At 41.7% G+C, this 13,391-nt stretch carries 10 protein-coding genes; 2 read left to right on the forward strand and 8 right to left on the reverse strand.

Annotation, left to right across the window (positions count from 1 at the left end):
- Window positions 1–3: 3 nt before the first annotated feature.
- On the reverse strand, window positions 4–2,718 hold the full coding sequence (locus G625_RS18820; RefSeq protein WP_049895784.1) for a YfhO family protein: 2,715 nt from the start codon (window positions 2,716–2,718) through the stop codon (window positions 4–6).
- 3 nt (window positions 2,719–2,721) lie between these two features.
- Complete coding sequence (locus G625_RS0107210; RefSeq protein ID WP_029200587.1) at window positions 2,722–3,147, reverse strand: GtrA family protein; 426 nt, start codon at window positions 3,145–3,147, stop codon at window positions 2,722–2,724.
- Between the two features lie 372 nt (window positions 3,148–3,519).
- Here G625_RS0107210 and G625_RS0107215 point away from each other — a divergent pair, with 372 nt between their 5' ends.
- Window positions 3,520–4,029, forward strand: a complete 510-nt coding sequence (locus G625_RS0107215) for a CarD family transcriptional regulator (RefSeq protein WP_029200588.1) — start codon at window positions 3,520–3,522, stop codon at window positions 4,027–4,029.
- 264 nt (window positions 4,030–4,293) lie between these two features.
- On the opposite strand, the gene rlmH is transcribed toward G625_RS0107215, so the two are convergent.
- The 5 genes from rlmH to G625_RS0107240 form a co-directional block, all read right to left on the reverse strand.
- Window positions 4,294–4,773, reverse strand: a complete 480-nt coding sequence (rlmH, locus tag G625_RS0107220) for a 23S rRNA (pseudouridine(1915)-N(3))-methyltransferase RlmH (protein ID WP_029200589.1) — start codon at window positions 4,771–4,773, stop codon at window positions 4,294–4,296.
- Between the two features lie 82 nt (window positions 4,774–4,855).
- Window positions 4,856–7,495, reverse strand: a complete 2,640-nt coding sequence (locus tag G625_RS0107225) for a valine--tRNA ligase (RefSeq protein WP_029200590.1) — start codon at window positions 7,493–7,495, stop codon at window positions 4,856–4,858.
- Window positions 7,496–7,518: 23 nt separating this feature from the next.
- Entirely contained in the window at window positions 7,519–8,310 is a 792-nt protein-coding gene (locus G625_RS0107230; RefSeq protein ID WP_029200591.1) for a tetratricopeptide repeat protein, read from the reverse strand.
- Window positions 8,311–8,382: 72 nt separating this feature from the next.
- Entirely contained in the window at window positions 8,383–9,600 is a 1,218-nt protein-coding gene (locus tag G625_RS0107235; protein ID WP_044931943.1) for a DUF5716 family protein, read from the reverse strand.
- A gap of 5 nt (window positions 9,601–9,605) precedes the next feature.
- Window positions 9,606–12,293: a DUF5717 family protein gene (locus G625_RS0107240; RefSeq protein ID WP_029200593.1), complete on the reverse strand. Its 2,688-nt coding sequence runs from the start codon at window positions 12,291–12,293 to the stop codon at window positions 9,606–9,608.
- Between the two features lie 168 nt (window positions 12,294–12,461).
- Between G625_RS0107240 and G625_RS0107245 the strand changes: the two genes are divergently transcribed.
- Complete coding sequence (locus G625_RS0107245) at window positions 12,462–12,980, forward strand: DUF4364 family protein (protein WP_029200594.1); 519 nt, start codon at window positions 12,462–12,464, stop codon at window positions 12,978–12,980.
- Window positions 12,981–13,193: 213 nt separating this feature from the next.
- On the opposite strand, the gene G625_RS0107250 is transcribed toward G625_RS0107245, so the two are convergent.
- A partial coding sequence (locus G625_RS0107250; protein ID WP_029200595.1) for an IS200/IS605 family transposase occupies window positions 13,194–13,391 on the reverse strand: 198 nt, incomplete at its 5' end.

The following is a 13,391-nucleotide window of genomic DNA, read 5'->3' on the forward strand; positions in this document are numbered from 1 at the left end:
AGATTATTCTTCTATAGTTCCGTCGACAATATCCTGGATTTCGATATTTTCGGAGGGGACGCAATCGTTGGCGGCGCGTTCGGTTTTTTCGACTTCTTCAAGTTCTTCGAGGGTTTCTTCTAGAATCTCTTCTACCTCATCTTGAGCTTTGATTTCGTCATCGGTATCGTCGGCAACTATGTCCTCTTCATACTCGTCGGCTTCTTCGTCTTCATCTTCTTCGATAGTATCGGGAAGGATGTGTTCCAGGTAGCCGAATTTTTTAGTGAAGAAGGCTATGAGGATCAGGGCGAGGATGCTGAGGGCGGAGATGACGGCGCCTTCTTTCAGACCGCGGGGGAAGTATTTCATTTCCACTTTGTGGGTGCCTTCACCGAGTTTTACGCCTATGAAGGTGTCTTTTACCTTTGTGAGTTCCTGCTTTTCTCCGTCAACGAAGATGCTCCAGCCTTCGTCGTATGGAATCGAAGTCATCATTATGCCGTCCCGGTTTGCAGTGATTTCTCCGGAAAGATAGGTGTCTTCTATGGTTGTAAGGTTCCAGCCTTCGTCGTTAAGCTTGTCGTAGACTTCCTTCAGGGCTTCATAGTCAAATCGGAAGATGTCCAGTGTCAATGCTTTATCATTGGTCTCATTTTTAAGGGTTACCGAATCTCCCATGTTGAGGAAGCCTATCTCTATAAAGTAACCTCTGTTTAAGTTGTTTACTTTTTTGGATCTGTAACCGTAGTCAACATTAACTTCTTTTATTGAAGAGTCGGTGACGTAGGCATAGTAATCGCCGGGTACGCCTGCTGTAAAGCTGTATTGTTTTCCGTTCTGCTCTCCGAGAACGCTTTTCAAAACCAGGTTTGTTTCCAGGGCATCACACAGGCTGTTCTGGTTTAATGTCGGCGTCCCCATGTCTGTGTACCAGGATGACAGTTCTTTCTCTGAAAGCATGTATCCAAGCGGTAATGCATAGGCATTCTCATACATGTAGGTGTTTCCTGAGTCGTCCAGCAGCTTAAGGAACTGTTCTTCGGGTTTATCTACTTTCTGTGAATAAATGCTGTATTTTACGGCGAACAGCATATTCATAAGCGGAGTCGAGCCTGTTATGGAGTAGGCATTGGTTGATGCCTCCATACCCATGGACTTGAAGAAATCCGAGCAGGCTGAATAGGCTGTGGACGAAAACATTGAAACGCTTCTGAAGTTCATCCAGGCGCCGTCATCCTTGCTCTTTCTCGTCATCTTCTCAAAGCGGTAAAAGCTGTTGTCCTTTTCTTTTATTTCGGAAACCAGCTTTATTACATCCTGATTGTCTGCTGTATAGGATTCCCTTGAAGTTGTCGGTACAGAGGTTACGGCCATATTGAGGGTAAGCTCCATGAACAATACAAAGGTGAGAAGTATAACCCCTATATCATAATCGAATTTTTTTAATACATCTGCATAGAGGAAGCCAAAGTAAATGAGCACAAAAAGCAGCGCCACATAGAAGGTGTACCACTTTAATGCATCATCGGTAACCAGCTTCTGAGCAAGAAGGATGAATGCAGCTGCCGTGAAGAAGGCCGCACCGATTTCCCTGATTCCCGTATTATGTCTCTTGATGTAAGCCTCATAGCACATATAAAGGATTATGAAAATGTATATGAAGCTCTGTCTGCAGGGCAGCGAGTTCGGAAAATGGAACCCGTGCCAGATAAAATTAAGTATATTTATACTGAAGCTAAGGAAAAAGAATAAAAGGAGGATTCCGTTAATGACTTTGTCCTTTACTCTTATGGAACCATTCATGAAGTAAAGCGGCAGCATCATGAACACCATGGAACCGGCATAGACATTGGGCCAATGATCAAGTCCCTGCTCAGTCTCAACCAGCGGCATCTGTCTTGCAAACATGTCTATGATAGTAAAATACTGCTGTGCAGTTTTCGGAAAGCTGAAATCTCCCGAGGCGGTAAGCTGGAGGGCAAATATTTCCGGGATCAGGGTAACTGCCGCAAGTCCTCCGGCTATCATTGAATAAATACCGAATCTTATGCTACGTACGATAAATGTCTCAAAGCTGTCCAGGCCTTCAAGGAAGTTAAGACATATAAAGTAAAATACCATAAAGATACAGATCATTATGGAAATGTAGTAGTTTGAAAGGATGCTGAAGCCCAATGTCAGAACATACAGCATTCCGCTCTTTCCTTTTACCAGTCTTTCAAGGCCAAGCATTATAAGCGGAAAAAGGACAATGCAGTCAAGCCACATCCAGTTCCAGCTGTAGGCTGAAATGTAGCCGGATAAAGCATAAGAGACTCCGAAGAAGGCGGAGCCCAGGTCATCATTTATATAATGATGTCTGAGATAATAGCACATGGTTACACCGCAAAGTCCAATCTTGAATACGATCATATAGGTCATGAATTCAAGGATCAGTCCCTTGGGGCAAAGAGCCATAAGCCAGTTAAGAGGGCTGGCAAGATAATATGCGTACAGAGCCGTAAAATTGATGCCCAGTCCTACGTCCCATGTGTATAAAAGGGATCCACCATGCTGAAGCTTATAATTAAACTCAGATGAAAACGGAGCATACTGATGATACATATCCGTACGAAGGAATGTCTCATTACCAAAAGGATATATTCCTCTGAAGAAGAATATAAGGAGCATGGCTATGACAGGAAACAGAAACGCCATAACATAGGCTCTTTTATTCTTGAAATATCGTAAACTCATCTGTTAACTCCTCTTCTTATTGAACACCAGATATTTGCTGAAAATATAATTTGTGATGGTGACTACGACCTGAACAATCAGCTTGGCCACCTTATCGTTCATGCCGAGAACAGTTACCGTAATAAACATTATAAGCATATCTATCCCAAGTGTACTCACTCTGGAAATGTAGAATTTACCGGCTTCTGCCCAGATGTTTTTACCGGTGCTCTCAAAAACATATTTCCGGTTAGTGAAAAAGGCAAATGTTACTGCCGCAATCCATGAAATGACATTAGCTATCTGAAGCTGAAGGGGTGAAGTCGGATCACAGAAGGTGGAAACACAGAGGAAGTATACTCCCAGACTTACAACGGTAGTTAATCCCCCAACAATCAGATAGTTGATTATCTCTTTATATTTAAAGTATAACTCTTTTAATTTATCCATAAATTTCTCTCCGACCAGGTGTTTTTTAATCAAATTACACTCAATTTCCGGCTCTTATATTAGGTCAAAACCTTGTTCCGGTTTTGACCTATTACGTAATTTTGATATATATAACCTCGCTAAAGTATAGCCCAGAGCTTATTTCATATCAAGAAAAGGTAGAAATTTTAAATCTTAATTGTGCAATATTGACTTTGAAAGTTTTGTCAAAAAATGTAAAATATATAATATATGAATTCATACTTTGATTGTCAATATTTAATTCAGATTATTTTCTTACAAATCAATCGTAATTTTATTGTGATTTAAGTAATTGTTTAAGTTCCCATCAGAACTTGTTTACAGTCAGACAATATTTTTTAAGGAGGTATTATGTTTCAAAATGGTGATTATGTAGTTTACGGATGTAAAGGCATACACAAAATCATCGACAAAACAACGCTTAACATGGATGGCGTATCCAGGAACAAAGAGTATTATGTGATGCAGCCATATGATAAGCCGTCAGGTTCCGTTTATGCTCCTGTTGATGCTCAGAAGATCAACATGAGAAAGATCATGTCAAAGGAAGAGGCTAATGCTTTCATCAAAACTGTTCCGGGCATAGGCATCCTCGACATCAAAAACAACAAACAGCGCGAGGATGCTTATAAAGAGTGCATCCGCAGCTGCGACCCGGACGAGCTTATGAGGGTCATCAAGACCTTATACGTTCGCAAAGAGGAGCGTATAAGCCAGGGCAAGAAACTTACACTTACAGATTCACACTATATGCAGCAGGCAGAAGGCATCCTTTATGACGAGCTTGCTCTCGTGCTGGATATGCCAAAGGATAATGTTCCCGAGTATATTTCAGGCATCGTACATAAATCTGTAGTATAAGTAAAAAAGGGTGATGGGCCCTGATTCAACGCTATTGCATTATATTTGGATATTAACTAAAAAATATCAGTATAGATATAGATAAGACAAAAGGCTTCGGATAAAAAAACCGAAGCCTTTTTTGCTTTCAAATTAGATATTCTGACAGATGATTTTATGATATCAGTTCGTATACTTACAAATAGGTTTTTCACAAAGCATCTTTATGCTTTCCATGGGGTTTGTCATGACTGTCCCTGGATAATACACACATTCTTCTGATGATTACTTATGGTATGGTTCATTACTGTTTATCTTAAATGCCCTGTAAACCTGTTCCAGAAGAATCACCCTCATAAGCTGGTGCGGGAAAGTCATCCTGCTGAAACTAAGCTTATAATTCGCTCTCTTGAGAACCTCCGGTGAAAGCCCCAAAGAACCTCCGATAACAAACACGATATCCGAGTTCCCCCTGACCATAAGATCAGACATCTTCTCCGCCAGCTCCTCAGAACTAAGCATATCTCCATTGATGGCCAGCGCAATCACATAAGCCCTGTCCCCAATCTTCTGAAGAATCCGACTCCCTTCAGTCTCCTTAATCTTCTCCTCCACCGCCGCCGGCGCCCTGTCCGGCGTCTTCTCGTCCTGCAGTTCCACGATATTGATATCACAATAAGCACTGAGTCTTTTTGAGTACTCAGCTATTGCATCCTTAAGATATTTCTCTTTAATTTTTCCAACCGTAATTAGTGTTATCTTCATACCCTTTATATTAATCAAAATCAGCCGGAGTCAGTGGGCATCCTTTATAAAAAGGATGCCCACTGACTCCGGCGTACGTTTATTAGTGAAGTGCCTCCAGACGGTCTGTAACCTGCTTCAGCATCTGTTTATTTTTCTCAAGCTTATCTCTTTCTTCCTGAACCTTAGCCTCAGGCGCCTTGGAGATGAAACGCTCGTTATTGAGCATACCCTCGGAACGCTTGATCTCAGCCTCCCACTTAGCCTTCTCCTTGAGAAGCCTCTCCTTCTCCTTCTCGATATCCACAAGATCCGCAAACGGAATGTAGATAACCGCATCAGGAATAGCTACAGAAACCGCATCATCAGCGATACCGTTCTTATCCTCCTGTATAAACACCTCAGAAGCATAAGCAAGAGTAGCAAAGAACACCTTACTGTGCTCAAAAGTCTTTCTTACTCTGTCGTTAGTAGTAACAACATAGTTCTGAGCCTTTCTGGAAGGAGCAACATTCATCTCTGTACGGATATTTCTGATGGCACGTACAGCTTCCTTTATAGCCTCGATCTCAGCTTCATCCTCTGAAAAATCAAGTGCCTTATCGTAAGATGGCCACTCCTGTCTCATAAGAGGTGATGCGCTGTCGGTAAGTGTATCGTAAATCTCCTCTGTAATGAACGGACAGAACGGATGAAGAAGCTTAAGAGATGTAATGAGAACATGCTTAAGTGTCCAGAGAGCTGCACCCTTTGTCTCATCCTCCTCATTCCAGAGTCTCGGCTTAACCATCTCGATATACCAGTCACAGAACTCTTCCCAAATGAAGTTCTGAACCTTATCAAGAGCGATACCAAGGTCAAATGCCTCCATATTACGTGTAACATCTGTAACCAGGTTATTAACCTTGCTGAGTATCCAGCGGTCAGCCATGGAGAGGTTTTCAGGCATTGTTTCAGGGATGTCCGCCTTATCAAGATTCATCATGATAAATCTTGAAGCATTCCATACCTTGTTCATGAAGTTACGTGATGCCTCTACTCTTGACCAGTAGAAACGCATGTCATTTCCGGGAGCATTTCCAGTAAGAAGTGTCATACGAAGGGCATCTGCACCGTAAGTCCTGATAACCTCGAGAGGATCGATACCGTTTCCAAGGGACTTACTCATCTTGCGTCCCTGATCATCTCTTACGAGACCATGGATAAGTACCTTTCCGAAAGGAACCTTTCCGGTCTGCTCGATTCCGGAGAATACCATACGTACAACCCAGAAGAAGATGATATCGTAACCCGTTACAAGTACATTTGTAGGATAGAAATATTTATACTCAGGTGTCTCTTCGGGCCATCCTAATGTCTCAAAAGGCCAGAGAGCACTTGAGAACCAGGTATCAAGAGTATCAGGATCCTGTGTAAAATGAGTCTTTCCGCACTTAGGACAAACTGAAGGAGCCTCAGGAGAAACCACCATTTCACCGCAGTCATCACAGTAAAATGCAGGAATTCTGTGTCCCCACCAAAGCTGTCTGGAGATACACCAGTCCTTGATATTCTCAAGCCAGTGAAGATATGTCTTTGAGTAGTTCTCGGGAACAAACTGAAGATCCCCTGTCTCTATAGCCTTGATTGCAGGCTTAGCCATCTCAGCCATCTTTACAAACCACTGAGGCTTGATCATAGGCTCAACGGTTGTGCCGCAACGGTCGTGGGTGCCGACATTGTGCTTTGTAGGCATGATCTTAACCAGAAGACCGAGCTCCTTGAGATCCTCCACGATGAGCTTACGGGCTTCGTAACGATCCATACCGTGGTACTTTGAACCCGGGCAGTTGATGGTAGCATCATCATTCATGATGTTAAGCTCGGGAAGGTTATGTCTCTTTCCTACCTCGAAGTCGTTAGGGTCATGTGCAGGAGTGATCTTAACAGCACCTGTACCAACCTCCATATCGGCATGCTCATCTCCTACGATAGGGATTTCTCTGTCTGTAAGAGGAAGCTTGACATTCTTTCCGATGAGATCCTTATATCTCGGATCCTCAGGGTTAACGGCAACCGCTGTATCACCAAGCATGGTCTCAGGTCTTGTTGTGGCGATTTCGATAAATCTGCCTTCCTGTCCTGCGATAGGGTAATTGATATGCCAGAAATGTCCTTCCTGCTCCTCATGGATAACCTCAGCATCGGAAAGTGATGTATGGCAAACCGGGCACCAGTTAATGATACGTGAGCCCTTATAGATATAGCCCTTCTTGTAAAGCTTTATAAAGGTTGTCTCAACAGCCTTTGAACACCCCTCATCCATGGTAAAACGGAGTCTGTCCCAGTCAGCGGAGGAACCCATTTTGTGGAGCTGGTCAACGATCCTTGATTCATATTCTTCCTTCCACTTCCAGGCCTCCTTAAGGAATCCTTCACGTCCGAGATCATGCTTATCAATGCCCTGCTCCTTAAGTTTATTGGTAACCTTAACCTCTGTGGCAATAGCTGCATGATCACATCCCGGCTGCCAGAGAGCTTCGTAACCCTGCATTCTCTTAAAACGGATAATTGAATCCTGTAATGTATTGTCGAGAGCATGTCCCATATGTAACTGTCCGGTTACGTTTGGAGGAGGCATCATGATGGTAAATGGCTTTTTATTGGCATTTACCTCTGCATGAAAATAATTACCTTTCATCCACATTTCATAAATGCGATCCTCAACCTCTTCCGGATTGTACTGTTTAGCAAGTTCCTTCATATATGTTTACCTTTCTATTTTTATCAAAGTTTGGCACGATACTCTCGTTTCCATTTGAGCACCATGATCTTTGCATGTTCACGAAAAGCTGAATGGCTTTTCTGATATATATCATAGATTTCCTTTGCGCGCCCATCGTGCTCAGCATCAGTCACTGCATTGTTATACTCAAGCTCCCAGCCCGCAAGAGTTTCCACATCGATAACATCGATATATTTCTCTATGGTTTTTACCGCCGGTTCAAGCTTATTGATCAGATACAGCTTATGAAGTGCTTCTTCCGACTGGGTAGTCACATAAATCTCCTCATAAAGCTCTGCTGCTTTTCGGAACTGCATAACCGTAACATAAGTTCCGGCAAGTTTCATCTGAACATCGCTGTCGGCATTCAGAAAAAGCGACTCTTCATACGACTCGATAGCTTTTCCGTATCGTCCCATATGAAAATAAGTATCACCAAGCATATTCAGAAATACATGTCTGTCTATATTTCTGAGCTTTTTGTATTCATTTTGAAACCTTGATATCTCTAACTGGGTGTAGTAATTGCTTTCCTTAAGGATCATGACTATGAGACGTTCCTGATCGATTTCATCCGAAACATTCAGATACTGCTCAAGCTTGGCCGCAAGTATACCCATGGAAAGCTCATCTCTGATCCACGTGGTAAGCTTATGATCAACAAAATCCTCAGGTATGATAACAGGATAATTGTATATTACATAGCTAAGTTCCTGTATAGACCAGATATCTATATCCAGTTTTTCATAGTAAAACGGATGTCGTGCATCCTTATTACACAAAAGTAATCCCATGAATTTTTCCTAATATAAATCTGTGCCGGTCATGGCACAACCATCTGTACCAAAAAATCTAAAGGCATACCTTTACTTATCAGACAGATCGATCTCTTCCACAATCTCTTTATCTGAAGCAGGGAAAATGTCTCCGAATCCAAGATCCTTAACTGTCACCCTCAAGGTATCGGCATCCCTGAATTCCGTTGTCATACGGACTTTGGTTGTACGATTCTCTCTTTCAGGAAAAGTATCCAGCATCATGCGGAGTCTCAGAGGTCTTTGCGGTTTTGTTATGGAAGTGACATGGAAATCAATGAAATCCTGGTTGTCAAGTATCATATCATAGCTTGAGCAGGTATCCATCCAGGGTTCTCCCGCACGAACGATCGGCAGGCTCTCAACCTTTTCATTTACAACCACTTTTACGGAAACATCCGATTTGCTGCGAGTGTCACATAGGATCATGTACTCCTCGCCTTTTCCTTCAGATTTATTCTTTACATAAATCTCAGCACCAATGGCGAACATTCCGGGTTCTATGAGAACTCTTCTTTTCTTACAGATATAGTTCATAAAATTGGTGGCAAAGTTCGTATCCTGGAAACCTCTTCCGGATAAGAATATGGATGAGTAGTAATTCTTTCCCATGACTCTTTCTGCCACGGTGCTCAATATCTTATCTGCTATCTTTCCACCTGAAGCTGTCTTAAGGATATCAAGATTGAAAGCCTCTTCCTCTGCTTCATGAGCCACCATAACATAACGTCTGGTGCCTCTGGAAACATGCATCTCATAGTAGTAAAGGCACTGATTGTTAAGCTCGAACATCCCAACCATACGATTGTAAAGATTGGGATCCTGATCCAGCACAAAATGTGCAAAGCTCTCCGTATGGCTCAGTATAAAAATATTATCCTCATGAACTCCTGCTCTTATAAGTGCTTCTTTTATCCTGCCGACCACCTCACGGCTTGGCTTTCTGATGGTTATGGCCACCAGATCTTCATCCGCTTTGATGTTGTCCTTTCCCAAAAGCTCATGGAAATAGTGGGCAAGTATATCTACAGCGTGGTACTTCACCCTTGCAATGGTTGCTGTACCGTTCTTTTCAATAAGGCTCAGAAGTTTATCCACTATAACACCTGAACCTGCAAGAGTCGACTTATAAGCAGCTTCACCTATAGTCCATATATCATCCTTTTTGTCCCTGGCAATGACTGTAGGATAATATGTAGATATGGTTTTATCATTTATGCAGATGCATGTATAATCATCATTTAGTGAAATTCCAATGTAGCGACTCACTATATTTATTGCTCCTTATCATTCTTTTCATCCAGCTCTTTAGTGAAAAGCTCATCAATAACCGATTCATTTTTCACATAGCGAAGCATGACATCCCTAAGCTTTACGTCATTATCCTGACTCAAAAGACCGGACATCTCATTTATTATGTCAAAGGTGTCGCCTTTAAGACGTACTTTGTTATCGGCTTTTATCGTACCGCTTTCAACAAAGTCTTCACCCTTTTCTTCATCATATATCTGATATTCTGCTCTTTCTCCGCTGAAGAGTGTTATCGGTCGGACGTAAATATTCTGATAAACTCTAGTTATCTCAACTTCCTCAAAGTCACGCTCATCCGGTAAGATCCTCAAATACAAAGAAGGTCTTATGGACTTTTCACCATGATACTCAATGTAATATTTATCCATGACACTGTCAGGGATGCGAATAATATCACTGAGGGTTCTGGTGTAAGGGAATACCAGTTTCTTCTGAACAAGGATATCTATAACATCCTGAAGAACATACTTCTCTTCACCGGTAAGCTTCTTATTCTCCGACATATACTTTGACATGGCAAGAAGATATATAACAGGAACCTTTTCCTTATATCTCTCGTCATGTATGATGCCGTAAACATCGGCAAATACTTCTTTAGACGCTCCTTTTCCGAAAAGGAAATAATCTATACAGCGCTTTGTTATATAAGCTCTGATAAGCACATTCTGAGGTGCCGAGCTATGTCTGTATATATGATAAACCTCATCAAGGTCATCATCGGTCCAGCAGAAGATCATCTGTGCCAGAAGCCTCTCTGCCATATCATTGATTCCGGCACCTGCTTTCTGACCCTTTCTTAAAAGCTCCAGCATATCCTTTGAAAGGCCATTGTATTCCCTGAGAAGGAAATTCAATATATCTATATCCTCAGAGCCTTTTCGGAACGCATGAAGCGTCAGCATCATGATTTCCTTGGATTCTCCTGCCTGCTCGTCTATTATAAGAGCTTTTATCAGTTTTTCAAGATAGGTCATCTCAATGTCGGTTTCACCCATCTCAAGAATGAGCTTGTAGGCATCCTTAAACATTGAAAGCTTTATATAAGTACAAAGAAGAATATCCTTCTCTTTACGATCAAGATTTCTGATATCTATATTCTTAAGCATCCTGATATCCAGCTCGCTGAGATCCTTGTCGGAATCCTTTGTAAAGGCATCATGATACTCAAGAATAACCTTATTGAGAAAGGCACGATAAGGCTTCGAAATATCCATGTCCGTCATAACCTGCTCGACAATCCTGAGCTGAGCTATGTCCGCTATACCCTTGTTGGCAATGTTTCTTGCTTTTGCAAGCTTTAACATGGCATGCTCAGGTAATATCTCAAAACACTTTCTTTCCAGTTCTTCCTTATGCATTATGCGGGTTGTTTCGTATACAACATCCGTATAACGGTTTCCGTAGCCGTCCTGGAACAAAAGCTCACTGTTTTCAAAGAAGATAGGGATGTAAGCATTACCCTCTTTTAATGCATATACCTCTTCACGGTCAAGCTCCCTGTACTTCACAACCACGTAACTAAGACGCCTGTCATTGGTTGTAAGCCTGTAGGACCGAAGAATGGCAGGAAATACCGCAGCGATCCTTTCGTCTATCATGTCCGCAAGGATCATCCTGTCATAAATAACGCTCAGACGCTGGTTGAATTCAGATTTCAGAAGCATATCGATTGCGTAACTTTGAATCTTATGTTCAAACCTCTGGTATATATCATCGGATTCACTGAAATTTACGATGACATTGTAAAAAAGAGGAAGCTTCATATTTTCCTCTATGGAACGCTCATATGCAAAGTAAAGATATACTTCTCTCGGCAACAAACCTTTATAGCCCTTGGGCATGGCATAAACATAATATTCATAAAGTCTTGTGATGGTGGAGCCCATCTCTATGGCTCTCTGATATATGTAAAAAGCCATCTCATCGGTTGCCCCTTCTCTTATGCAAATGCTGGCTGCCTTCTCTATAAGCGGCTTATCATTAACATCAAGGGGGAACAGCTCTATCTTTTCAGACTGCTTATTCTCATCCTGAGTGATTCCTTCTCCGGCATCCGATACATCAGTATCATCTTCCTTCTCCTTAGGGCATCCAAGTGCTATTAAAAACTGTTTCAGGGCAATGTTTCTGTCATGACCTCTCTTAAGTCCGCGGTAAATGGTATAAATACCGGAGTCCTTCATGAAGGGGGCATTCTCAAAATCACTGTAATCAAATACTCTTCTTGAAAGCTCAGGTTCTTTTCTGTAAAACTCTATAAAATCTTCTTTAGTTTCAAAGCCTGAGATAACCTCACCGGACTTGTGGGATGAACAAACATCAAAAGAATACGGGAGCTTAAATTCGCCTCCGTTTGATACTATGCAGAGCTGTCCTTCAATTTTGTCTCCATCCTGCAGGTTATGGGTATCAACAGAACACTTGATACGGGATCTGATTCCGCCGAAAGCATCCTTTTGTACGGTTACAGCAGGATTGTCAGAATAAATGAGTCCTTTAAGCAGTATTCCGTTTTCGGAATAAATGATCAGATCGAACTTTGTGAGTTCTCCGACTTCCAAAGTTCCTTTAAAAGATTTATCACTTAATTTAAGCAAAGGACGGTCTATCTCAACTATTCCTCTTGCCAATTTATTTATACGTTCTTTCATACTGTGTTTTCTCCGAGAAAATCTCCATGTATTTTAACACAGAAAAGGGTCTTATTAAAGAGTAATTGTAATACGGAGCTTTTGTTGGTATCATTGTATAGGCAAAGAATGAGAGGATTTTCACCATCGTTCTTGGGCTTTTACATTAAACCAGCAAAGGAATCCCATATGATCACAGAACCAATCACATTGTATAAGCTTATGATCTTATACTTGTTAAAAACCGTAAACTATCCTTTAACCAATAATCAGTTAAGCGAATTTTTCCTTGATTACGAATACACAACCTACTTCACATTACAGCAGGCCATTTCCGAACTGGATGATGCAGGTTTTATAAAAACTCATCAGAGCAAAAAATCCACACGTTATGAGATCACACAGGAAGGTTCCAATACTGTTGAACTTTTCGGAAATGATATTTCCTCCGGTGCCATCAAGGATATGGATAACTTTCTGAGAGAAAACAAGATAAAGCTCCGTCAGGAATCCTCGAATTTTACTGATTATTACGAAACAGATGGCGGTGATTACATCGTTCATGCCGAAGTAAGAGAAGAAAACTCCATTCTCTATGCTCTGGATATCAATGTTCCGGATAAGGAATCTGCCGAGAGAATGTGTGTAAGGTGGAGTGAGAAAAATCAGGAAATCTATGCGTTCATAGTAAAGCAGTTGTTAAGTTAAAAGCTGTTGAAAAAAATCCACCGTGGACGGTTCTCGCCGGCGAGAACCGTCCACGGTGGATCAAATCACAACCACCCGTCAAACGGGTGGTTTGCTCTGAGGCTATAAGCCTCTGATTACTCAGCCGGCGTCTCAAGGCGCTGGCTTTCACTTTGCTCAAGCCACTATGCGTTTGACTCGTCGCTACCGCTAAAGCGGTGTTTGTACTACCAGCTACCCTTTAAAGGGGTCTTCGTATTCCTTAACACTTAGCTTATCCATTGCTATATCGTGTTTCTCTTGATCTTGGATATATTTTTTGATTGTTGCTTCGTTAAGTCCTACTGTTGACACATAGTAACCTTCTGACCAAAAGTGTCTGTTTCCAAATTTATATTTCAGATTTGCGTGTTTATCAAACATCATCAATGC

The sequence above is a fragment of the Oribacterium sp. NK2B42 genome, assembly GCF_000424445.1.
Classification (GTDB): Bacteria; Bacillota; Clostridia; order Lachnospirales; family Lachnospiraceae; genus Oribacterium.

What these genes read in the sequence shown, in the direction of transcription:
- G625_RS18820 (WP_049895784.1), bottom strand. Translation starts at nt 2,718, where the DNA reads ATGAGTTTACGATATTTCAAGAATAAAAGAGCCTATGTTATGGCGTTT.
- G625_RS0107210 (WP_029200587.1), bottom strand. Translation starts at nt 3,147, where the DNA reads ATGGATAAATTAAAAGAGTTATACTTTAAATATAAAGAGATAATCAAC.
- G625_RS0107215 (WP_029200588.1), top strand. Translation starts at nt 3,520, where the DNA reads ATGTTTCAAAATGGTGATTATGTAGTTTACGGATGTAAAGGCATACAC.
- rlmH (WP_029200589.1), bottom strand. Translation starts at nt 4,773, where the DNA reads ATGAAGATAACACTAATTACGGTTGGAAAAATTAAAGAGAAATATCTT.
- G625_RS0107225 (WP_029200590.1), bottom strand. Translation starts at nt 7,495, where the DNA reads ATGAAGGAACTTGCTAAACAGTACAATCCGGAAGAGGTTGAGGATCGC.
- G625_RS0107230 (WP_029200591.1), bottom strand. Translation starts at nt 8,310, where the DNA reads ATGGGATTACTTTTGTGTAATAAGGATGCACGACATCCGTTTTACTAT.
- G625_RS0107240 (WP_029200593.1), bottom strand. Translation starts at nt 12,293, where the DNA reads ATGAAAGAACGTATAAATAAATTGGCAAGAGGAATAGTTGAGATAGAC.
- G625_RS0107245 (WP_029200594.1), top strand. Translation starts at nt 12,462, where the DNA reads ATGATCACAGAACCAATCACATTGTATAAGCTTATGATCTTATACTTG.